The 26,672-nt window shown below is 48.2% G+C and carries 2 protein-coding genes; both read right to left on the bottom strand.

Features of this window, described 5'->3' with window-relative positions; genetic code table 11:
• Positions 1 to 6 precede the first annotated feature (6 nt).
• On the bottom strand, positions 7 to 13,413 hold the full coding sequence (locus G9G57_RS08415; protein ID WP_164964835.1) for an SDR family NAD(P)-dependent oxidoreductase: 13,407 nt from the start codon (positions 13,411 to 13,413) through the stop codon (positions 7 to 9).
• A 50-nt stretch (positions 13,414 to 13,463) separates the two neighbouring features.
• On the bottom strand, positions 13,464 to 26,672 hold a 13,209-nt coding region (locus G9G57_RS08410; protein WP_164964834.1), incomplete at its 5' end, for an SDR family NAD(P)-dependent oxidoreductase.

Raw genomic sequence — 26,672 nt, 5'->3', positions numbered from 1 at the left:
AACTTCTCATTTACGTATGAATATATTGAAGATTTCATTGGCGGCCTCATCAACAGACATGGCGTCGTTCATCATTTCATCCAAGAGTCTGCCGCACAATTGATCATCAAAATCTACATTGCTTTCATTTTGCGACAGTAATGCGTGGGCTTTTAATTGATCCTTGCTATCCGAAGTCCAATAATGCTCTTTTGCAAATGGGTAGGTTGGCAGGCTGATACGGTGAGGTACCTTCCCCGTATAAACTTTTTCCCAATCCAAATTTAGCCCTTTGGCCCACAGCTCCAGAAGCTTTGTATATTTCCTTTTGGAAATCCAATGTTCAATCAGTTGTTGCAGGTCTTCGTCCCCCGTAAAAATGGACAACGCTTCTTTGTTTCGTTTTACTTGACCTCTATACAGGTTGAGCATGCTGTGGCGTCCGTCCACAAATTCCTTTAATTTCTCCTCAAGATCTGTGATCGAATCCACGAGCATGGCTAGACGCTCCTCCATCGGTTCGCGTCCCACCTGGAGCGTATAGGCAATATCCAATATGCTGGCCGAGGATAGCTGACCCTGAAGAGCCTCAAGCAGCTGTCGTCCTTTTTCCTTAAGCTGCTCCTCACTCTTGGCTGATAGCACGATCATCGCAGGTCCCTGAGAAGCAGGTTCTATTCCTGATGGCCCCTGAACCTCGGGAATATACTCTTCAATCACGATATGAGCGTTGGCCCCACCTGCACCGAAAGACGATATTCCAGCCCGTCTCGGACACTCCTGAGTGATTCCATCGGTTGTAATTACCGGTCTCTTCCATTCTTCTAGATTCTGCTGGACGACAAAAGGAGTATTGCTGAAATGAATTTCAGGATTCAACTTCCTAGAATGTAAGGACGGTACTAACTGGCGATGCTTAAGCTGCAGCAATATTTTAGTTACTCCTGCAATGCCTGCTGCGCTCTCGGTGTGACCAATATTGGATTTGACCGAACCTATGGCGCAGAACTGCTTGTCTTGTGTGAATTTCTCAAAAGCCCTGGTCAATCCGGCAATTTCAATAGGGTCTCCCAAAGCCGTGCCGGTTCCATGGGCTTCAATATAACTGATGGTTCTTGCATCAACATTCGAACGCCGTAGCGCATCCTCAATCAGTTGAGATTGAGCTTGAGGGCTAGGCACGGTATAACCACTGGTTTTACCTGAAGCATTGAGCATGCTCCCTTTGATGACACCATAAATATGGTCACCGTCTGCAATAGCCTTCTCCAGCGGCTTTAACACGATAGCGCCGACGCCCTCCCCATCAACGAATCCATCTGCTTGGTCTCCAAACGACTTACATTCGCCAGTTTTCGAAAGCATCGTCATTGCCGACAGCTTGATATAGTGGATTGGGTCTACGATCAAATTGACCCCTCCGACAATAGCGCACTCGCTGATACCGCTATACAGACTTTCCAAAGCTAGATGGATAGCCGTCAATGAGGAGGAACAAGCGGTATCGATGGTCATACTTGGACCTTGGAAATCCAAATGATAGGATATCCGATTGGAAATGGAATTGTATTGAGGTCCCAAACCGTAATTTCCATTCATCACGCCTGCGAATACGCCCACTTTACGACTCTCACAAAGATTGGCAGGGGTATATCCGGCATCCTCTATACTTGCGTATGCAGCTTCCAGAAAGAGCCGTTCCTGCGGGTCCATAGTTTCGGCTTCTGCAGGAGAAATCTTGAAAAATAGCGGATCAAATAAATCGATTCCCTCGATAAAGCCGCCTGATTTCGTATAGATGGTACCTCGTTTTCCTTTTTCTTCGTCAAAGTAGGTCTTCCAATCCCAACGATCTTTCGGAATTTCAGTGATGCAGTTTTTACCCTTTTTTAGGTTGTTCCAATATTCCTCTACATTACGAGCTCCTGGATAGCGCCCGGACAAGCCCACAATCGCAATATCTCTGATATTAGAGGAGTGCTCCTGCGGCTTCTCACCTTTACTGGCAGACGGCTTAAGAAAGCGTCCTTCCTGTGCAAACCTCATCGGGGCAATATCGACTACCTGTGGAGCAGGGACTTCTTCCACTCTGGAAGTTTCTTCGCTCATCTCTGTCTCCTTCATACCTACCAGCTTCTTCAACGAATCCTTTTGCGTTTGAAGCAGGTACGCTACCAGATCATCTATGGTGTTGTACTCAAAAAACAGGGTGCTGGCAAAATCCTCGATCACTTCACGCAAAACATTGGTGATTTGCACAACCAATATCGAGTCGATCCCGTACTCTTCCAGGGCAACCGTAGAGTCGATGCTTCCCGGTTCCATTTTTAGGGTTTCGCCAAGTAAATTTTTAAAGTAGGCCGTACTTTTGCTGCGCAGCACATTTTCTGATTCCGCTGATTCCGCCTGTACTGCCTCTCTTTTGGGCTGAGCTGATTGTTTTATTGATCCTGCTTCAACGGTTCTATTCTCTACCGATAGGGATTTCTGCTTTGGCTGTCGCTTTTGCCGAACCAAGCCATCGCTTTGGGCTGCAACGATCTGCTGGCCCCAATCATGCGCCTCCTGCGCCGGGAAAAACGCTGTGTGAAAGCCTTCTTTGGCCAATACGCTTTTCCATACGTGAGGATAAAGTCCAGGGCAGCCGGGAATACGCAATTCCGAATCCTCATAAGCCCACCAGCCATCCAGCAATCCGAAGGTAAGGTGGGTAAACACGCTGCTGCCCATGAGTTCATTTAATAGAAGCAGGCCGTTGCTTTTCAAAGCCGCTTTCGCATTACGCAATGCCTGACGAATATCTTTTGCCGTATGAAGTACATTGGCAGCAATGACAACGTCATATTTACCCGCATCAATACCTTGTCCAGCAATAGGTTCTTCCACATTAAAGATTCGATAACTAAGATACGGATTGTCTGGCCCGTACTCTTTTTCCGCATGCATCAAAAAGGCCTTCGAAATATCGGTATAACAATATTCCTGAATGTGTTTGCGATATGGCCGTAATTTGAGGAATACGGTGTTGCTGGTTCCTCCGGTGCCTGCTCCGATTTCGAGAATTCTGATTTCTGCAGCGGAGTTGCTCATAATTCTCTGCTGAACATAGGCGGCGATCGTATCGGAAAGAACTTCATTAAAATAGTCAGCTACCAGACTGTCTTTATAAATCCCTTCCACTAATTCCATCGAGGAATTGGGGAACATGATTTCCGTTGCAGGACATTGGCCGGTAATAATTTCAGGCAACGCCCGCAGCGTTGTCTCAGCCAAATGTACCCTCGCCCGCATCTGCGGATATTTTTGCCATGTATGCTTGTGCTCTTCCCATTCCTGCCAGACATCCTCTCGATAAGTCGAGCTGGAGCCATTTCCATCTGTAAGGGCATCATTCAGCCGTGCCAAAATCTTTACACTCTCACCTAGCCATTTGCCGTATAACTCAGGCAGTCCATGCTTATGTTTGAACTCGTCAACAGACTGACGATCTGTCCCTGACAGCCCCATGGACCAAAGCTGCTCCTGCAACAGCTTGCCCAGAAGGTGTTCCAATTCCTCTTCCTGGAGGCTACCAGCATCCTCTGCCGCATAGTCCTCGGCAAACTGGTCTTTTGATTTGATTACTGCAGCCATACTTTCTTGTATATCCCGAAGATCGGGATCCGTGTTGTGCGGATATAGGCCAATGGCTTCCGCCGGATTAGTCCCTTCCAAATCTAAATGTTTTGTTGTCTTCATCAGCCCTACTTGATTCAATGGTGAAGCAAGCAACGTCTCAAGTGCCTCCATCCCCTCTTGAGGCTCAATAAGTCCGACGCCGATCTGCGCTAGTCTTGAGTAATTTTCCACCTCTTGCTGCCTGTCTTGGGAAGCATTGTTCTCGTCGTTCCCCCAGTATCCCCAGTTCATGACTTTCACCGGGCAATGCCATTCCTGTGAAAGCCGCTGCGCAAACGCATCCTTAAAGGTACATCCGGCAGCATAGCTGCTTTGTCCCGGATTTTTTACATAGGCAATAATGGAAGAGAAAAACAACACGAAATCCAGCGGTTCATTTTGAAAAACCTGAGCCATACGCACACTGACATTGACCTTTGCCGAAAGCCCGGACCGGAGCTCTTCCTCCGTCAAATCTTCCAAACCCTTCTCCAAAAAGGCAATGGCAGAGTGGACTACGCCGTTGATCTTGGAGTAGCGCTGCTTTATCTCCTCATATGCCCCCTGCAGCGACCTTTCATCTGCTGCATCTGCCGTAATATAGTATGGAACAGGTCCGTGGCCTTTAAATTCGTCCAATTTAGCCTGGATGGACGCGTCCTTTGGCCTTCTGCCTATCCACACCATCTGGGCCTGATAGGTCGAAGCCATATACTTGCTCCACGCCACTCCGATGTTGCCTGCACCACCGATAACCACATAGATGCCTCCGGTTTTGTACAGCGTCTGTCCTTTTGAGCCTGGAGTCTGCTTAAACGGAATCAGCTGCTGGCGATACCACTGACCGCCTCTGAAAACCCACATCCGTCCCTGACGGTCTGAAGGCAGAGTAAATAGTTCGGATAACGGCCAGTCATAGTCGGATTGCAGGTCTATGATACGAACCTTCCAGTTCGGATATTCTTTGGCCATCGTGCCTACCAACCCATGGAAACTTGCGTGGGCCGGGTGGACTGTATCGTCCTGATCGATCGACTGAGCCTGGGTGGTTATGGTTGTCCAGCCTAGCTTTTTCGTCCCATACCCCAGCAGGAGCAGCGCCTTGACCATTCTAAAGAAGAGCAAGACTCCGGGCTCCTGTTCCTCAATCAAGGATTCAGCAGTGACCGATCCGACAGAAATCGTAGGTGCAATCCACAGTATATGGTCAACGGCTCCATATTCTTCAACCTTTGAGGCAACCGTTTCTATGGAATCCTGCGCCTGCAGCTCCAAAAAATGCGCCTTCGGATAATATTCCCAGATGGCCTGTCTATCTTTGTCCGTACCACCTGCAATGACCATTCGGTCTGTCGACGATGGGAAAGCTGATTCTTTTTTAAGCGTAACCGGGTCCCATTTGGGGATGAGCATAACGGCTCCTACAAGCGGATCTGCGGCATGATCTCCTGCAACTACGCCTTGTGCATGCTCAGTGCGGATATCTCCGTCCAGCGCTCGGGTGGATAGTCCCGTTATTCTGACACAAACGTTCCCTTCCTCATCACATAAGTCGATATTGAGCTTCTGTACCTTGTCCTCTCTCTTGCTGCCCTCGCTGTATTGAATCAACGACCACATATTCTGGGTGCATGCCCCATGGATTTCGATCTCTTGAAGGGCGAATGGCATAGAAGGCGTATTGGGTACTGTGCTGTCCGGCAGCTCTCCATCTTGACCCATGATTAATCCAATGGATGCATGCAAGGCCGCATCCATTAGGCTAGGGTGAAGAACAAAGCTGTCAGCCGAATCGGAGAGCACGGAGGGCAATGCCAGCTTGGCCAGCACCTTTCCCAGACGTGTATACACTTTCTCCACACACCTGAAGGCTGGGCCGTAATCCATGCCAATTTTTTGGAAGATATCGTAGCAACGCTCCCCCTCAAATCCGTGTAGATCAAATTCTGCCTGTAATGCCTCTAGGTTAAGCACTGGCTTTTGTTCCACGTTAAACTGCACCGCATTGCCCTGGCTGTGCACGGTATGTCCGATATCGCTTCCTGCTTGCTTACTATATACCTCAAAGCTGATTTTTCCCGCGTCTTCCAAAAATAGGCCTGTGTGTACTGGGAATGGCTGATCTTCGACCACAATTGGCCGAATCCAGTTTACATTTTTCAACCGGATTCCTGTTGTGCAGTTGTCCTCATCTCCTATAGAGCGTTCCACAGCCGCCCGCACCATCTCAAGATAAGCGACGCCTGGTAGAATCCGTTGGCCTTTTACCGTATGATCTCTGAGGAAAAATTCCTCGCCTGTAAACGTTGAGCTGAACCGCTGCTTCAAGAAGTTTGAAGTGTTGTGGTGCAGTAAAGGCGACAAAAATGCAGACTGGCCTAGGGTGGCTGTCATACCATCGTTCTTTACCTGGTTTACGGGCACCCAATAGCTTTCTCTGGCAAAAGGATAGGTTGGCAAACTAATCCTGCGAGGCTTCTTTTCCCCATAAAGCCTATTCCAGTCCAACAGCAGTCCTGTCACCCAAAGCTCGGCGAGCTTTGCATATTTACCTTTGCTCACCCATGCACCCACCATTTTAGCCATATCCTCATCGATTTCCTGAGTGACCAATACTCCTTTGTTGCGCTTTACCTGTCCTCTATACAGTTCTTCTATACCTTCCTTTTCCAGCAGGAAGCTTTCCAATTTCCATTCCAGCTCTTGGATGGATGTGGCGATGATCGCAAGCCGTTCTTCCATCGCTTCTCGTCCGATCTGCAGCGTGTAGGCGATATCTGCGAGACCTCTACGCGGGTCATTCAGCTCTCTAATGGCAGATAGCAATCTTTGCGCCTGCTCGTTCAGCCTTTCCCTGTTCTTGGCCGATAGCACAATCATGGCAGGATGAAGAGACGCAGGAGCAGCTTGCAGCTGACCAGTCTCTGCTGGAATGTACTCTTCAATTACCACATGCGCGTTAGACCCACCTGCCCCGAAGGCCGAGACTCCTGCCAACCTTGGATATTCCTTCATTTCACCATCCATGGATACGACAGGTCTTTTCCATTCCTCTAATGTCTGCTGTACTTTAAAAGGACTATCACTAAAATCGATGTTGGGATTTAACTTGCTTGAATGCAGTGAAGGCACCAATTGTTTATATTTCAACTGCAACAGCACCTTTGTCACCGCAGCAATACCGGCTGCGCTCTCACAATGTCCGATATTAGACTTGGCAGACCCAATTGAACAGAACTGCTTGTCTCTGGTATATTCCCGGAACACCTTTTGTAAGCCCGCAATTTCAATCGGATCACCCAGAGGAGTTCCTGTCCCATGCGCCTCTATATAGCTAATGGTTCTAGGGTTGATTCCCGCCTCCTGAATAGCCTGCCCAATCACGCTAGCCTGTGCGTTGGGGTTGGGTACGGTATATCCATTGGTTTTTCCTCCGTGATTCACTGCAGTACCTTTTATGACGCCATATATCCGGTCTCCATCTGCTATAGCTTTGGCCAGCGGCTTGAGCAGCAAAGCCCCGACTCCTTCTCCTGGCACATATCCGTCACCCTGTCCGAAGCTTTCACACCGCCCATTGCTTGATGCAAAGCTTCCCTGTCCGAGTAATAGATATTTGTTAGGATGGACGGAAACGTTGACTCCCCCTGCAACCGCCAGTTCACATTCTCCATGCTGCAGTCCGTGACAGGCCATATGGATTGCTGTCAGTGACGAAGAGCACATCGTATCCACAGCGATACTTGGTCCATGAAAATTACAAAAATACGATACACGGTTGGCAACCGCCGAAGCATTCCCGAGAAGCCCGAGCATATTCCCTTTGGCTTGTTCCTGGGCTCCATAAAGCTGATATTCGTGATACATTACTCCGACATAAACGCCAACATTGCCTTCCATGCCGCCAAGTCCCCGGTCTGCACCAAGAGTTTCGCGCGTATAGCCCGCATCCTCTATGGTTTCATACACACATTCCAGGAATAGGCGCTCTTGAGGGTCCATCGTTTCCGCTTCTCTTGGCGAAATGTTGAAAAACAACGGGTCAAACCAGTCCACCCCATCGATGAACCCTCCCCACTTGCTGTAGGTTTTCCCGGGCTTCCCTTTAGTTTCATTAAAGTACAGGCTGTGGTCCCAACGCTCCTTGGGAATCTCAGTGATGGAGTCCTTCCCATCCCTTAGATTTTTCCAGAACTCCTGGATACCTGCTGCCCCCGGATATCTTCCCGATATCCCTATAATGGCAATGTCCAAGCCCTTCTCTTCCTGATGGGGCTGCGTACCTGTCGGGAAAGGCCATGGACGTCTGCGACTCGCAGCGATCGGAGCCAAAGGCTCTATTGCTGCTTTTGCAGGTTCGTTCGCCACTTTATGAGGAGCCGCATTCTTCTCCTGCGCTTTTAAAACGTCTACCAGCCGGCCATGGTGCGATTCAAGGAAATATCCAGTTAATGAGCGGAGATTATGATATTCAAAAAATAATGTCTTCGGCAGTGAGCCAAACGTTTTTTCCAATTCATTTGTGAGCTGCATGACCAATATGGAATCAATCCCATACCTGTCCATAGGCGCATTTACATTTATACTTTCAGCTGGCAGCTTGATTACAGCCGAAAGCAATGTTTTCAAATAGTCTTCAGCTTTTTCTCTTAGCCATTCTTCGCCGATAATCGAGGCTTCCCCATCTTCCATTCTGGAACGGCCTGAAATCTCTGTTCCTGAAGGCTGTCCCAGAATGACCGTCTTAATCGTTTGAGGATACCCTTCGATAACCATAACCTGGCTTTTACCGGAAGATAAGCTTTGATACAAAGCCTTTATTCCACTCTCTGTTTCCATGGCAATCATGCCCAGACCTTGCATTGCCTTTTCCGTTTCCCCATCGACATGCATCCCACCGTCCTTCCACAACGGCCAGTTGATCGACAGCGTGTGCCCCTGGTGTTGCTTGCCTGCCGCCAAAGCATTTCGATAAGAAGCATAAGCATCCATAAAGCCATTGGCAGCAGAGTAGTCAACCTGTCCTACATTGCCAACACTTCCGGCGCCGGAAGAAAACAGGATAAAGAAATCCAGAGGCAGGGAGTTGCTGGCCTGATCCAGATGGATCAACCCTGAGACTTTGGGAGTCAGCACTTCTCTAACTTCTTCTATCGTCTTTTTGATGATGAAGTTGTCCCGTATCACTCCTGCTGTGTGTAAAATACCGTTAAGACCGCCATATTGCTCGACGATGCCATGAATTAACTCGGTGACCGCTTCCTTTTGACCCACGTCCACCTGTCTGTACTCTATATGACCTTCCAGCGCTTCCAATTCGCTTAACAAGGTCTGTTTATCCGCTGACAGAGGTGATCGTCCTACCAGTACGACGGTGGAGTTTTTCACTTTGCACAGGATGTCTCTGGCAAAAATCAGTCCCAGGCCGCCTAGACCGCCAGTGATGAGATAGGTCCCTCCATCTTTCCATGGCTGGGCTGCATCTTCATGCAAGGTTTCAATTTCTTGCCACTTTAAAGCCTGTCGCTTGTCGCCATGATATCGTATTCGTTCGCCGTACTGGCCGTAACGGTTCTCTTGTAATTTTGCAATAATCCCCTCAGGGCCATCCTTGGCATCAAGCTCTAGCAGTTGACCCATGACATTCGGGTTTTCTTTCTGGGCGGTTTGCAACATGGCAAAGAACCCGGAATAAACCTGTTGGTCATTTCGGGCAGGGACTGCAATTTGCAGCAAAGTTTTTTGTTTGTGTATATCCAGCATTATATTTTGCAATTCTTCAAATATCTGAATAGTGTAGTCTTCAAACCGCGCATCCAAGTCATTACTCGATGACTGTAAAACAATGCAGCGAGTACCATCCATACGAGCTGCAATATCCTTTCTGGAAATACCTTCAAATTCGCACAGGATCACAATATGCCGTATATCTTTGAACGCGTTCTCTCCTGCAAGGACTGCCTCCTCCTCCCAGACCGGCTCCAGCATGAGTGTGCCCACATTCTCGACGAAATCTGCTTGCCCTGCTCCTTTTTCCAGTTCTCTGGATGAGAGCCCTTTGAGCTGCACACAAATCTTTCCGGTCTCGTCGCAGAGATCGATATGTACTATGCTCAATCCATTTAGTGTCTCCTCACTCGCTTGTCTGGAAATCCGTGCCCACATCACAGAAGTGCATTTTTCGAATATTTTCAGTTCCTGCAAGGCAAAGGGTACCGAGAGGTTGCCTTCAGACACATGTTCCTCCCGATCCATCACCAAGCCGATTGTGGCCTGCAAGGCTGAATCCATTACAGCCGGATGCAATACAAATTCACTTTGGGTATGAGATACATTGGATGGAAGGGACAGCTTTGCCAGCACGAAATCCTTTCCCCGTAAGATGGTCTCGATCCCCTGGTGTCCCGGGCCATAGTCTATTCCCATAGCTCTGAAAGCTTCATAGCATTGGCTTGAAGATAGTGAACTGTGAATACATTCTGCCTGTAAAACATTCAGGTCCAGGTACTGCGGCTCACTGTTTCTCTCCAACACAGCTATCCCCTGGCTGTGTATAATATCTTCGGCGTTTTCTTCCACGCCGCTGTATATTTCAAACGCAATCGCTCCATCGTCCTGAGGATATAGGCTGGTGTGTACCCTGATCGGATTGTTAGCTACAACGATGGGCTGAGCCCATACTACATTTCTCAGTTGAATACGGGTCTCACCCTCCATGACATCTCCTGCTGCTTCTTCTACGGCCGCTCGCACCATTTCAAGGTAAGCCACCCCAGGTAATGTCGGTTGGCCCATGACTCGGTGATCTGCTAGGAAAAATTCCCGGCCTGTAAAGGTGGAGTCGTAGCGCTGCCCGGAGAGATCGGAAGTATTTTGATGCAACAAAGGGTGAATTTGGGCGGTCATAGCCGGGTTTATATTCTCCTGCTCCATGTCTGTCTCAGACAACCAATAGTGTTCCCTCTCGAAAGGATAGGTCGGCAGACTGATTCGCTGGGGCTTGGTTGCTCCATAAAGTGCATCCCATTCAACAGTTGCGCCATTAGTCCATAATTTGGCTACTTTATCAAGTCTTTTATTTTGAAGCCAGGTCCGAACGAGGGTTCCAGTATCTTCGTCAGAATCAAAAAGTTCAATTTCGCCTCTAGCATCGTCCACTTGTCCAATTAACACCTTGTCCGATGAGTTGCCATTCACAAAATGTTCCAGCTCATGGATCAGATTTTCTCTTGAATCTGTCAAAAACGCGAGGCGCCAGTTCATAGCCTCTCTGCCCACTTGCAGGGTATAAGTCAGGTCTGACAGTTTAGTGCTTTCGTGCAATTTAACAAATTCCATCATGTCGGCGGCATAGGATTTCAGGGCTTGTTCACTTTTGGCAGAAAGTACAAATAGCACTGGGTTATCTTGATCGACTGGGTTCAGCTTCACCTCAGAGGCTACAGGCACATATTCTTCAATAACCATATGCGCATTAGTACCGCTAAACCCGAAAGCACTGACGCTTGCACGTCGAGGTATCCCCGGTTTGGACTCCCACTTTTGTAGCCCAGTGTTAATGTAAAACGGGCTTTCCTCCAAAGAAATATGTTCATTTAGGGATTCAAAATTGATGGTTGGCGGCAATTGCCGATGTTTCATGGCGAGGAGCACTTTCATTATGCCAGCTACTCCGGCCGCTGTTAGCATATGTCCCATATTGCTTTTCAGCGATCCCAGCGCGCAATAGCCCTTTTTGTTCGTATAGGATCGGAAAGCTTCGGTAAGCCCTTCCACTTCGATCGGATCGCCCAGTTTGGTACCTGTCCCATGGGCCTCTACCATAGAGATCGTTTCAGGATTAATATTGAACCGCTGGTAAACCTCACTTTCAAGCGAAATCTGTGAATTTACACTTGGAGCAGTAATGCCGTTGGTTTTCCCATCCTGGTTCATTCCCCATCCCCGGATAACTCCATAGATGGAGTCCTTGTCCCTGATTGCATCAGAGAGCCGTTTTAATAAAATAACGCCAACCCCTTCTCCAGGGACAAACCCGTTTGCACGGGCGTCAAAAGTAAAGCATCGTCCATCCTTGGACAGCATTCCTGCTTTGCTGGTCATGACATGCATCCCTGGCCCTGCCATGATCATTACTCCGCCCGCCAAAGCAAGATCGCTTGTTTCTAAAACAAGGCTGTTGCAAGCTTCAGCTATAGCTACCAGAGAGGAAGAGCATGCGGTATCAATCGCCAGAGAAGGGCCCTTCAAATTCAGCAAATACGAAATCCGAGCCGATAAAATGGAAGGCGCTCCTCCCATAAGAACCTGCGCATTCAATCCCTGTCCGCTCATGGACCTTCCATAATCACTAGCTGCACAACCTACAAAAACACCGCAACGGCTCCCTGACAGTGAGGCTGGATTCAATCCAGCATCTTCAATGCATTTCCAGCTACTTTCCAGAAATAGACGCTGTTGAGGGTCCATCATCTCTGCTTCCGCAGGAGATATATTAAAGAACAACGGGTCAAATCGATCTATATCCTCTAGCACACCCATCCACTTGCTATAGGTTTTCCCCTCAGCCTTGGGATCAGTATCATAATATTCGTCAATGGACCAGCGTGTTGAAGGAATTTCCGATATACAATCCCTGCCCTGAGCCAGGTTATCCCAGAACTCAGCCAATGTCTTGGATTTGGGAAACTGCCCCGCCATGCCAATAACTGCGATAGAATCCTTCTCCTGACCATGCGGCATACTGGGCACAGATTTTTTCATATCCGCCTGCTTGAGCGGTTTGTGCGTACCATCGCTATTCGGAAGTTGTCCGTAGGCCGTCTGAATCCGTTCCTTGACCTCTTGCTGATTCACAAACGTTTTGTCCTGCATTTTTATTTCTTTCTCAATCGTAGCCGCCAGCTTTTCTCTAATCGGCTGAGCCATATGGTTTTTCAGCTCAATCAATGACTCTCTTGGCGACTCGGACAGTTTCCTTGCCAGCTGCATTGCGTACGGCACCACTTCATTTCTCGGCAGAACAGGAAAAGGAGTCCCTTTGGACTCCAGTTCTGAACCGCTATATCTAGTACCAGTGAATAAAATTTCTTGCGCCATGCTAACTCCGAATTTTTCAGGAAAAATGAGGGTTGAGCCCGCACCGGGAGTAAAGCCGTATTTCATAAAATTAGTGGTGTAGATGCTTTCTCTACTCATCACGATAAAATCGCAAAACATCCCCATGCACCAGCCTGCGCCAATTCCATGTCCCTGCATAGCAGCAATGACTGGCAGCTTGCAATCCAGTGCAATCTTGTAAACATTGGTATCGCTATATTTCGCCTTTCCCTCATGAATGGCTAGCAATCCCTCCTGCGTACCCCCTGTGGCAAAATAGGTGTCATATCCCGTCAGAATCACGACTTTATAGTTCTCGTTAGCCTGCACCGTAGCGAACGCCTGGTTCAGGCCCACAATCAGTTCATCGGAAAATGTATTTTTGTGCACGGTATCCTTCATTGTTAACAGGACAATGCCATGCTCAAATTCCTGCAATTGAACCACAGGCGGCACTTCCGTTTCGCCGTTGCTCTCCTTCTCCGGTCCGTGAAAGCTGTCCAATGGCTGTAGCGAAAGAGACAATTCCTCTGAAGTTGATTCCTGTGACCGGACTTCCAATGATTCTTCCAAAGATTCATCCGAAAGCCCGCCCATCAATTGGCGCAATCGTGCTTCGGCATCTTCAGAATTTATTTCCCCTGTTTGTACCGCACGAAAAATATCTTTTGGATCCATAAAAATGCCCTCCTAGCCGTATGAAATAGGACGAATATCGTGTCGGCAATTTACGAGTGTAATTGCTTGAACAACTGATCGGCCTGCTCAACATTTAATTCACCTTGCAGCACCTTCTGGATCAACGCTTGCATGGGCTGCGTAGAAGTTGACTCTACAGGTACTTGGTTTGAGGCTCCCGCCGATTTGCTTAATTCCTTTGCTAAATATTTGGAAAATTCTTTGATGTTAGGATAGTCATATACTCTGGTTGCTGAAATAGCCGTTCCAAACCGTTTATTCACGTCCTGTACCCACTCTACGCCTATAATAGAATCCAGTCCCATATCGATAAATTTATCGTCTCGGCCAATATCCTTTTCATCCATACTCAAGGATTTAGCGAGACTTTTAATTAGTTCCTTCTCCAATGCATCCACCCGTACAGCCGTAGGTCCGTTAGCAGGTCGCTTGGCCTCATCCCTGACAGCGGGCTGCGGTGTAGAATTGATAGGTTTAGGCTGCGGGGGAGCAGGCTTCAATTCTGCAGGCTTAGCTGCCTTTTTGGGTGCGTCGGCTACCTTCTCGATATCAGAGACTGAGCGCAGCAAAATACCCTGCGGCTTTTCAGGTACCTTTGCCAATGTCTGTACCTGCACATTAGCGTTGGCAGTAGGAGGGCTGAAAACAACGGGCTCTTGTTTTTGTGCTGGAATATCAACTACAGGGAGCTCCGTCTTGACTTCCTTGGACTGGCTTCCAAACGTAGAGATCCAATAGCTTTCCTTGGCAAATGGATAGGTTGGCAGACTCATCCGATGAGGTCTAACCTTTCCGTAAAGCCTGTTCCAATCGATTAGTAGTCCCTGAACCCACAGCTCTGCCAGCTTTGTATACTTGCTCTTGCTTATCCAGATATCCACCAATTGTTCCATGTCCTCGTCTGCTTCAAGAACCATCAGAATATCTTTATTTTTCTTTGCCTGACCCGAATAGAGTCCGTCGATTTCCTCGTTCCCCGCTAGGAAGCTCTCCAGCTTTCCTTCAAGCTCCGCCGTAGACTTAGCTATGACTGCTAACCGTTCCTCCATAGCTTCCCGTCCCACCTGAAGGGTAAATGCTATATCCTCCAAACTGGCCTCCGCGTATTCCGGTGTTCTGAGTGCAGAAAGCAATCTTTGCACCTGCTCGTACAATCGCTCCTGATTTTTGGCTGACAGCACGACTATGGCCGGGTTTTGCAATATCATAGGAGCTTGTCTAGTCTCCTGTACCTCAGGGATGTATTCCTCAATAAGCACATGGGCGTTGGAGCCTCCGGCGCCGAAAGAGGAAATACCTGCAATTCTCGGGTATTCAACGGTCTTCCCATTTATCGTGACGACCGGTCTTTTCCACTCTTCAAGCTCCTGCTGAACTAAAAAAGGACTATTGCTAAAGTCGATATTCGGGTTGAGTGTGCTTGAATGCAGCGAAGGTGCGATCTGTCCGTATTTGAGCTGCAGGAGCACCTTAGTCACTCCTGCAATCCCTGCTGCACTCTCGCAATGCCCTATATTGGATTTTGCCGAACCAATGGCGCAGAACTGGGTGTCTTCCGTGTATTCCTGGAAAACCTTTTGCAATCCAGCGATTTCAATGGGATCACCTAAAGATGTCCCGGTGCCGTGTGCTTCAATGTAACTGATTGTTCTGGGGTTTATACCAGCTTTCTTAAAGACCCTTCCAATTACACTAGCCTGCGCCTTAGGATTTGGAACTGAAAAGCCATTGGTCTTCCCGCCGTGATTCACAGCGGTTCCCTTGATGACCCCGTATATGTGATCGCCGTCTGCTATTGCTTTGGTCAGCGGTTTGAGCAACACGGCCCCTACGCCTTCACCCGGCACATACCCATCTCCGCCTTCTCCGAAGCTTTCGCATCGTCCCTTGCTTGATACGAATCTTCCCTGCCCAAGCATCAGGTATTTGTTCGGATGAATGGAGACATTGACACCGCCAGCAACGGCAAGCTCACACTCGTCTTGCTGTAAGCTCTGGCAGGCAAGATGTATGGTCGTCAATGAGGATGAGCACATCGTATCCACAGCCATGCTTGGTCCGTGGAAATTACAGAAATAAGAAACACGGTTTGCAATGGAGGCCGGATTCCCCGGAACGGCAATCATTTTGCCTCTAGCCTGCTCCTGCGCCCCGTAAAGCTGATATTCTTCGTACATAACGCCGACAAAAACGCCTACATTCCTTTCCAGTCCAAGCCCTTCCCGTGTATAACCTGCATCCTCGATCGTTTCATAGACGCATTTCAGAAACAAGCGCTCCTGTGGATCGATGATTTCTGCTTCCCTAGGAGAAATGTTGAAAAACTTCGGATCAAATTGATCCACGCCTTTGATAAAGCCTCCCCACTTGCTGTAAGCTTTTCCAGACTTGCTCCCTTCCTCGTCAAAGTATATGCTGTGATCCCAGCGCTGATTGGGAATTTCCGTAATGCAGTCCTTTCCATTACGCAGATTGTTCCAGAATTCCTCAACATTCTCGGCCTCAGGATACATGCCTGACAAGCCGATAATAGCAATATCCCCCGTACCACCTGCTGCTTCCGGCTGCGGTTGGAGTTTTTTCTGATCCAGCAATTTTGCCTGAGCCGGCATTTCACGAGCTTGTCTTCGGCTGCTGGAAAGCGGCCTTTCCGAGTTCTCTTTCACAGTGGAAGACGTAAACGCTTGGACGGCGTTGACCTCTTCCTCCATTCCAAGCAGTTGAATCAGCTGCTTCTGGTGAACTTCAAGAAAATATTGGGTCAGCTCCCGGATACTCTGGTATTCAAAAAACAACGTTTTGGGTAATGTGCCGAATGTTTTCTCCAATTCACGTGTCAGCTGTCTGATCATAATAGAGTCAATTCCATACTTCTCCATAGGGGCATCGGCTTCAATCTGCCTTGCTGGCAGTCTGATGGATGTTGCGAGCAATTGCTTTAAATAATTTGCAGCTTTTTCGACAAGCAGGTCTTGAGCGATTTCAGGCTCCTTTCTGCTCTCCATGATCATAGAGGAGGCATCTTCAACCTGATTCAGGGATGGCTGCTGCAGGAGCGTTTCTCTAAGCTGGCTGGCATGCCCTTCCAATACCATGACTTGATCTTTTCCAGAAGCCAGACTCTGGTATAAAGCCCGCATTCCTGTGTCGGTCCCCATAGCGAACATCCCCATTTCCTCCATGATTTGTTCCGTTTCACTATCAATACGCATTCCGCCTTCCTTCCAGAGCGGCCAGTTGATTGAAAGCGTCTGCCCATAACGTTGCTTCTGTTCTACAAGTGTATTGCGATATCTGGCATAGGCATCCATAAAGGCATTGGCAGCAGCATAGTCAGCCTGTCCTATATTCCCAAGACTGCCTGCAACAGATGAAAACAGAATGAAAAAGTCCAGCGGAATATCCTTGCAGGCCTGGTCCAGATTCGTTAACCCTGTAACCTTTGGCGCCAATACTTTCTGCAATTCCTCTTCTGTTTTTTTAATCATAAAATTATCGCTGGTTACTCCTGCACCGTGAATAATCCCGTCCAGTTTCCCAAACTCTTCCCGAATATCCCGAACCAAATCCTCAACCGCTCTGTTATCGTCGACATCGGCCTGTCGAAATACGACTCTTGCTCCTAGAGCCTCTATTTCCTCAATCCTTGCTTTGATGTGACCACGGAGTATAGATCGTCCGACGAGAATTAACGCGACATCTTTAGCCTGTCGTGCCATTTCTTCAGCCAGAATCAAACCAAGGCTGCCGGTTCCGCCAGTAATCAAATAAACCCCTTTGTCCTTCCAAGGAATACGGTTCACTTCCTGCGAGGATTTGATTTCCGTCCATGCGGCAGCATATCGTCTGCCCCACTGGTAGCGGATATGTGAACTCATGAAGTTGCGGCTATTTTCTTGCAGGATATTTATAATACCTGCTGCATCTTCCTCCATATCCACTTCGATCAGTTGGCCCACTAGTGTGGGATTCTCAAGCTGTGCTGTTTGTAAGAGTCCGTAAAGTCCAGAGAATACCTGTCTGTGATCCTGTACCGGAATGATAAGTTGAATCAATGTTTTGTGTTTGGATTGGGTTTTAAGCACCTGTTGAATTTGCTCAAACACTTGTGCTGCATAAGTTCTAAAGCGTGCATCCATGCTTTCCTCGTCGGATTGCAGGATAAGACAATGCACCCCGTTCATCTGTGATTCAATCATTTCCCCGGAAATATGAGCTGGTTCACATAAAATGACCAAATGCTGCCGATATTCAGGTGCTGTTCCTCCCGGGACAAGGGCTTGTTCCTCCCATACAGGCTCAAGCATCAAAGTCTCAGGTATCGTCCATTCATCTGATCCCCCTGTTCCTCCTTCTGCAATTCGTGATGAGAAGCACTTCATGCTTACACAAACATTCCCCTGCATGTCGCACAAATCAATATCCAGTTTTTGCACTGGACCATCCTGTCTGCTACCTTCACGATTACGGACCCAAGCCCACATCTCTGATGTGCATCCACTAAACACCTCAAGCTCTTCCACAGCAAACGGTAAAGCCGGCTTTATTAAAACTTTACCGTCAGACATGGCAGCGCCGTATGTGTCCATCATCAGGCCTATGGACGCCTGCAAAGCGGAATCCATCAAGCTAGGATGCATCACAAACTGTCCCATGGTCTGGTAAACAGAGGTAGGCAAGGACAATTTGGCAAGTACCTGGTCCACGCCAGTGTAGATCTTTTCAATTGCTTGATGCCCTGGCCCATAGGAAACCTGCATGGCTGCAAACGCCTCATAACACTGCTGGGATGAATAGGTACCCAGATTGCACTGCTCCAGCAGAGCTTCAATATCTATGGCAGGAATCTCAGCCAACGGAGCAATTGCTGCGCTGCCTTCGCTATGCACAACTATCTCTGTATCCACTGATTCAGACTTGCTGTAGATTTCATAGGCAATTTCTCCGCCGTCTTGCGGGTAGAGCCCGATATTTATAGCAATCGGCCGCTCCCCAGCTACCACAGGTCGGAGCCATAATACATCTTTTAAACGAACACAAATCCGACTTTCTTCCGAAGATGTAGCGACTTGCTCTACTGCCGCTCGCGCCATTTCAAGGTAGACCACTCCAGGCAAAAGCTTCTGTCCCTTGATCACATGGTCAGCGAGGAAAAATTCTCTTCCCGTAAATGTGGAGCTGAACTGAAGTCCATAAATATCGGACGTATTGCGCTGAAGCAAAGGATGAATGATGGCTGACTTCTCCTGCTTTGGCCCAATATCGTTTGCTCCACTCAGGTTATTGGTATCGGTTACGCAATATCGTTCTTTGGCAAAAGGATAGGTAGGCAGGCTGATACGGTTTGGCTTATGCTTTTCGTACAGCACGTCCCAGTCAAAAAATGCGCCTTTTACCCAAAGATGTGCGATTTGGGCGTAGTCGCTTTCACTAGCCAGCGACTCAATCGTCTCGGCCGCGCCCGCTCTTGTTTCCTGTTCTCTATAGCGTTTTGCCTGCCCTACATATAAGCTAGGGATGCCTTCTCGCCCTTCAACAAATCCCTTTAGCTTCTCCTCTAACTCAGAGAGAGACACCGCAGTGAAGGCCAAACGTTCTTCCATCGCTTCGCGCCCCATCTGCAGGGTATATGCTATATCTCCCAGACTGCCGTCTGTGAACTGGCGTTCCTGGATTGCAGCCAGCAATTGCCGTGCCTGATCTTGCAGCTGTCCTTCAGTCTTGGCTGACAGTACGACAATAGCCGGCTTTTCGGTTGCGAAGGTTACCGGATCTTTCTCCTGATTTTCCGGAACATATTCCTCGATGATCAAATGAGCATTGACGCCGCCGAATCCAAAAGAGCTGACACCTGCTCTCCGAGGAATATTGTGCCCAGAAGCATCTTGCTGCTGCTTCCATTCACTCGTCTCCTGGACGATATAGAAAGGACTGTCTTCAAGTTTGATATAGGGATTAATGGCATCGCAATGAAGGCTTTTAACAAGCTTTTTATGCTTCAACTGAAGCAGAACTTTGATGACACCAGCGATTCCGGCAGCCAGCTCCAGATGTCCAACATTGGTCTTCACCGAACCTAGGCCACAATGGGGCTCTTTGATCCCGGGTCCCTTTGTACTCTCATATAGCTCTTTAAAGGCTGCTTTCAGTCCGTTGATTTCAATAGGATCACCCAACTCGGTGCCTGTCCCATGGGCCTCAATGTAAGAGACTGTTCTTGGGTCGATACCAGCCTTTGTATATGCATTTACCAGTAAATCCGCCTGTGCCCTCGGATTAGGTGCTGTCAGGGAATTAGCCCGGCCACCATGATTGACAGCTGTGCCTCGGATTACGCCGTAAATATGGTCTCCAGCCTTTTCTGCGTCCTTCAGCTTTTTCAGGAAAACCATGCCTGCCCCTTCACCACGCACATAACCGTTGGCTTGATCAGAGAAGGTTTTGCACCGGCCATCCTCACACAGCATCCCTGCTTTATTGAAACTGATATGAAGCTCAGGTGTGATAATCACATTGACACCACCTGCAATGGCCATTTCGCAGCTTCCATCTTCTATAGCCTTTACGGCCCGGTGAATGGCCACCAGCGAACTGGAGCAGGCAGTTTCGACAGGCTCGCTCGGACCATGAATATTAAGGAAATAGCTCATACGATTGGGTCCTACCGACGGCGCCATTCCGCTAGAGGAATACGCCTCCACACCCACATCTCCCTGATAGATCATTCCGCTGTAGCCGCTGTTTGCGGTTCCTGCAAAGATACCTGTATGGGTTCCAGATAACCCTGCTGCCGGAATCCCAGCATCTTCAATTGCCTTCCAAATATAAGTCATCAACAGACGCTGCTGCGGGTCCATGAGTGCAGCTTCCCTCGGTGAAATTCCAAAAAATAAAGGGTCAAACTCATAGATCCCGTCAATAAACCCGCCCCACTTGATGTTTGTTTTATTGGTCTCTTCCGCAGGGTCACCGTAATACGCCTTCCAATCCCAGCGATCTTCAGGTATTTCAGTGATACAATCCCTGCCTTCCTCAAGATTTTTCCAAAACTCATCTACATCCCGGGCCATGGGAAAGACACCGCTTATGCCTACAATTGCAATAGGTTCAGAACCAGCCTGGGTCTGTTGCGGCATAGCTAGCACATTCTCGTTTGCAAATCGGGAACGCTGGCTTCTACTGCGGATGCTGTCTTCCCTATCATCCTCTTCATTCTGCACGGCAGGCTCAGTCCGGGTCTGGACGACAAACTGCTCACCAAGCAAGGTGGCATATTCGTCCACTAAATACCTGCAGAAGTCATGAAGTGTAGTGTATTCAAAGAATACGGCAGGAGTCAGCTCAAGCCGATACAAGTGATTGATGTTGTTGGCAAATTGCGTGAGCAAGATCGAATCGAAGCCATACTCACTCAGTTCGACATAGGCATCAATATCTTCAAGCTTGACTTTCAGCAATTTCGATACCGCCTGCATCATGGCGATTTGCACCTTGTCCTGCAGGTCCGGCGCGGCATTTCCGTCAGTCGTGGAAATGGCTGAAATAATTGCTGAAGCACCCGTCGCCTTTTCAAACTGTCTGGTTTCGGGAATCTCTAAGCCTATTGCTCTTTTCATTTTTTCGAGATTGCCTTCCAGCACCATAACCTGATCAGCACCCGTAAGCATGGCACGGTACAAGGCCTGAATGCCGGAAGAAGTTGAAATACTGCCCATGCCTGTGTGCTGCTTTACCAGCTTCTCTGTCTCCTCATCAATATGCATCCCGCCTTCTTTCCATAGTGGCCAATTGATAGATATCGTTTGCCCCTGGCGCTGTTGCGATCCTGTCAATGTGTTCCGGTATCTGGCGTAAGCATCCATAAACGCGTTAGCGGTAGAATAGTCCGCCTGTCCCTGATTGCCCAGCCCCCCAGCAACCGACGAAAACAGAATGAAGAAGTCAAGAGGCAGGTGCTTGCTCGCCTGATCCAAATTCACTACCCCTAGAACTTTGGGTGCAAGAACCTCCAGCATTTCCCCGCTATTTTTTTGAAGTATGCGGTTGTCACGAATGACTCCTGCACTATGAATGATGCCATTCAGGCTTCCGAATTCTGCCCCTATTTCCCGAATTAAATCAGCCACCGCCTGCTCCCGGGTCACATCGGCCTGCTTATATGCTATTCGTGCTCCTAATGACTCCAATTTCTTTATCTCTGCCCGCTTGCCCTCATCCAGCGCGGAACGGCCCGTTAAAATCAACGCGACATTTTGTACTTTATTTACAATCTCTTTGGCAAAAATAAGTCCCAAGCCACCGGCACCGCCGGTAATGAGATATACTCCGTTCTCCTTCCACGGAATGTCCGCCGTTTCCAGAGAAAATGGAATCTCGTTCCAGCTGAAAATCCACCGTTTACCTTTCCCATACCGGATCTGGATGTCTCCAGGACTCCAGCTGTTTTCTTTTAAAATATCTATGATTGTATTCGGGGCCTTATCCTGTTCAAGTTCTATCAACTGCCCCACCAGTTTTGGATGTTCTATTCTGGAGGTTTTTAAAAGACCTGAGAGCCCTGATACAAGCTGCTGCTCCTCCTGGTCGTTAGTAACAATCTGGATTAACACCTTGCCATGGTTTTTTTCTCTAAAAATTCTTTGTATTAGCTCAAGTATCTGAACGGCGTAATACTGAAACTGTTCCCCGATTCCGTTTTGATCAGGTTGCAATATTATGCACTTTGCGCCGCTTATTTGAGCTTCTACTTGTTCACGAGAAATCTGGGACGGCTGGCAAAGGATCACGACATGGCGATCATATATAGGTAAATCACCCTCTATGCTAACTCCCTGCTCTTTCCACACGGGTTCAAGCATCAAGGTACCAGAATTGGACTGCGCGTCTGTGGGAATAGAGTCTATATCCAGAATTCTTGATGAATAACCCTTTATCCTCACGCAGATCTCTCCGGTTTCGTCGCTCAGGTCAATATCTAGTTTCTGTGCCTTATCTCCTGCTGTACCATCTGCACTGTATCGAATCAGCGCCCACATGGTGGAGCTGCAATGTTTTATAATTTCAACTTCCTGAATGGCATACGGCAGAGCGGGCTTAATCTCACGAGAGCCCAGCGTCAAGCCTATGGATGCCTGGAAAGCTGAATCAATCATGCTTGGATGCAGGACAAATTGGCCTTGATTGTCAGAGACTGAGGAGGGCAAGGATAGCTTCACCAGCACTTGACCCTCTCCGGCATATACCATCTCAATCCCCTGATGCCCAGGACCATAATCAATCCCCAGCTCTCTGAAAAGGTTATACAATGCTGCCGGATGGAAGCTTCTGCTGCATGTATCCTGCAAATCTTTAATATTCAATGCAGGAACCTCCACCGCTGATCTCCGAACCGCATTGCCGAAGCTATATACCATAAGCTCTGTATCATCGGCTCCGTTATTTCCATAAATCTCATATGAAATTTCTTGATCTTCATTCTGGAAAAGCCCGATATGCAGCTGTATTGGGCCATCCTCTACGGCAATAGGCCGTGCCCAAACCACGTTTTTAAGGCACATTCCGACCAGGCCGCCCTCATCCGTCCCTAGTGACTGCTCCACTGCCGCCCGGGCCATTTCAAGGGATGCGGCCCCAGACAGCACCTTGCGCCCATTCACCACATGATCCTTCAGGAAAAACTCCTGGCCTGTAAAGCTAGAACTGAATCGCTGCTCCGAAAAATCGGAGGTGTTTTGGTGCAGCAAAGGATGAATCGTTGCAGCCATGACAGAAGTTGTACCTTTGCCAACCTTACTGTCTAGCTCGGGCGCCCAGCACCGTTCTTTTGCAAAAGGATAGGTGGGCAGACTCATCCGGCGAGGCTTGATGTTCCCATACAGCTTGTTCCAGTCCATCGTTAGCCCCTGTACCCACAGCTCTGCAATTTTTTCTAATTTTCTCTTCTTGATCCAGGTTTCAAGCAAGGATTTGGCATCTTCATCTGCCTCAAAGAGCACGATCCCGTCCTTGCCTTTTTTCACCTGAGCCGTCAGGACTCCAGCTGGCCGTTGGTGATGAACCAAGCCATCCAGCGCTTGTAGTAGATTCTCTTTTGAATCTGCCACAAAAGCCAGACGGTGGTTCATCGGCTCACGGCTTACTTGCAGCGTATACCCCATATCTGTCAAGTTAAGGTTGGGCTGAGTGGCAATAAAGTTTCTCATGTTTTCGGCATAAGTTACTAGTTGCTGCTCATTTTTGGCAGACAATACGAAAAGAACGGGACTATGTGACTCGTCGTCTGCTGGTGAAATTGCAGCCTCTGGACGATATTCTTCAATAATAAGATGGGCATTTGTACCGCTAAAACCAAAAGAGCTCACAGCAGCCCGCCTTTTGTTACCTTGAGAAGGTTGCCAGTCCTTCAATTGTGTATTTACATAAAATGGAGAATCATCGAAATCAAAATGTTCATTCGGGTTCTTGAAATTCAGTGTCGGTACCAGTTTCTTATGCTTCATGCATAACAGCACCTTTTGCATGCTTGCTACGCCTGCTGCTGCCGAAGTATGCCCGATATTACTCTTTACCGAGCCTATGGCACAGAAATTCTTCTGATCTGTTTTTTCTTTGAAAGCTGTGCATAAAGCCTCCAATTCAATAGGATCGCCCAGCTTGGTGCCTGTCCCATGCATTTCAACATAGCTAATACTTTCGGGTTCAATCTGATACTTATTGTATATCTCCTGCTCAAGCTCTATTTGGCTGTTCGTGCTTGGAGCGGTAATTCCGTTGGTTTTTCCATCCTGATTAATCCCAGTTCCGATAATAACCCCATAGATGTGATCCCGGTCAGCTTCCGCATCCTTTAGCCGCTTCAGAACCAGCACCCCTGCTCCTTCGCCTGGAACAAAGCCGTTGGCACTATTGTCAAATGTCTTACACTGACCATCTGGTGACAACATTCCGGATGCAGACATACCTATATAGGATTCAGGAGTCAGGTATAAGGACACACCGCCGACCAGCGCCATTTCAATCTCTTTATTTGATAAAGCCTGGCAAGCAAGGTGAGTTGCCACCAGCGATGAGGAGCATGCCGTATCTACGGATATGGCGGGTCCTTTCAAATTAAGGAAATAGGAAATACGAGCCGCTGCAATAGCGTTGCTGTTCCCGGTAGTATTGCTGAACTGTGCTTCATTTTTGTAGCGCATCATACTGTACTCATTATTTAAAATGCCAAGATAAACACCGCATTTTTTATTTCCCAACTGTGAGCCGCTATAACCTGCATCCTCAAAGGCTTTATAGGCTTCCTGCAAAAAGATGCGCTGCTGCGGGTCCATCCCTTCCGCCTCGGTAGGAGATATATTAAAAAATAACGGATCAAAATATTCTATATCCTTCAAGGCACCCAGCCACTTGCAATTTACTTTCCCCTCTTGTGCCGGACGCGGATCATACAACGGGTCTACGTCCCAGCGGTTCTTCGGGATTTCAACAATGGAGTTTTGACCTTGAGCGAGATTTTTCCAATATTGCTGTACATCTTCGGCACCAGGATATCTTCCCGAAATCCCAACAATTGCAATTGCATCTTGATTTTCCGAAGTTGCTGGCACTGATTCCTCTTCTGCTTTTACCCGACGCAATGGCACCGTTTCCTCCTTAGGGAGCTGCGCTGGAGAGCATTGGATCGTCTCTGGTCGCGGTAAATGGACTTCTGCTATAGGTTTGACCGTGTCCGAGACTGTGTTCAAGGGCTGCTGAACGAAGCTTTTCTTGCCCCCGTGCTTATTGATTTCTTGTGCCAAAAACTCGGTAAATTGCAGAATAGTCGGATAGTCGTAGACCTTGGTAGCTGCAATGGATGTGCCGTAGCGCTTATTCAAATTTCGAATCCATTCTACGCCTATAATCGAATCCAAACCGATGTCTATAAAGTTTCTATCTGCCTCAATCTCGCTTTGCTCCATGTACAAGGCTTCAGCTAGGCTTGCCGTCAGTTCTTTCCGTAATTGCTCTGTAGAGACACCAGACGGAATCGTGCCGAATTGCGGCTGCTTTTCAGGCGATATCGGCATTAAATTAATCTGAAGTGAGGCCTCTGTCTGCTTATCCGTTTCCAATGATACGAGCGGCGGTAAATGCTTTGCAGGCGCCTGATCCAGAATAGACGCAGCAGAAGACGGCATGATTAATTGGGCTACACGATTGCCCAATTCCTTTTCTAAAAATTTGCTAAACTCCCGTATAGTTGGATAATCGTAGACTTTTGTCGCTGTTATGGATGTGTCGTAATGTTTATTAATGTTTCGAATCCACTCTACGCCTATAATGGAATCCAATCCAAGATCAACAAAGTTTTTATCCTCATCGATCTCGTCCCGATCTATATATAAAGCTTGCGCCAGACTTGTTGTCAGCTCCTCCTGCAATATTTCTGACGATATGGATAGGGCAGGACTAGCAGGCACCTGCTCTTCCGTCTCGTTGTCATTATCTGACGTGTGCATTACCCCTTCCGGGGAAGTTAAAATAATCGGTGCTGTCTGCTGATTGGCAGACTTGCTAAGCTGCGGCTGACTGTCTGACAAATTCCGTAAAGAAATCCCGCTTGGTTTTTCAGAACTACTCGAAAAACTGGATGGCATTAAAGCTTCAGGAGGAGCAGACTGCATTACTTGAGACTGAACAAGAACTGCTTTTTCCTGAGATTCCATTGGAATTTTTTCTACAGATGGGATCGTAATATCTGTGACCCAATACCGCTCCTTTGCAAAAGGATAGGCTGGCAGGCTCATTCGCTGCGGCTTGGCATCTCCGTAAAGCATGCTCCAGTCCATCGCCAGTCCCTTCACCCACAGATCCACTATCTTCGCGTATTTCCGTTTCCCGATCCAGGCAGCGATTGTTTTCCCCATGTCTTCATCTTCTACCAGTGCGGATAGCGCATCTTTGTTTCGCTTGACCTGTCCTCGATACAGCTCGGAGATCCCCGTCTGGTCTTTCACGAATCCTTCCAGCTTTTCCACCAGCGCTGGCATCGATTCGGCAATGACTGCCAGGCGTTCTTCCATCGCTTCGCGCCCAACCTGAAGCGTGTAGGCTGCATCCGCCAGATTGCTTTCTGTGACCTCTCCTTTCTCGATCACGGACAGCAATCTCTCGACCTGCTGCTTCAGCCGTTCCTCATTTTTGGCTGACAATACGATAATCACAGGATTGTGAGCTGTCACACAGATTGGCGCCTGCTC

This window comes from Paenibacillus sp. EKM211P (assembly GCF_011066175.1).
GTDB lineage: Bacteria > Bacillota > Bacilli > Paenibacillales > Paenibacillaceae > Paenibacillus > Paenibacillus polymyxa.
The sequence above is the reverse complement of the archived record's forward strand: the minus strand, read 5'-3'. Positions and strand labels throughout refer to the sequence as shown.

Excerpts from the sequence above, each read along its gene's own strand:
- G9G57_RS08415 (WP_164964835.1), bottom strand. The coding sequence starts at position 13,413 with ATGGATCCAAAAGATATTTTTCGTGCGGTACAAACAGGGGAAATAAAT.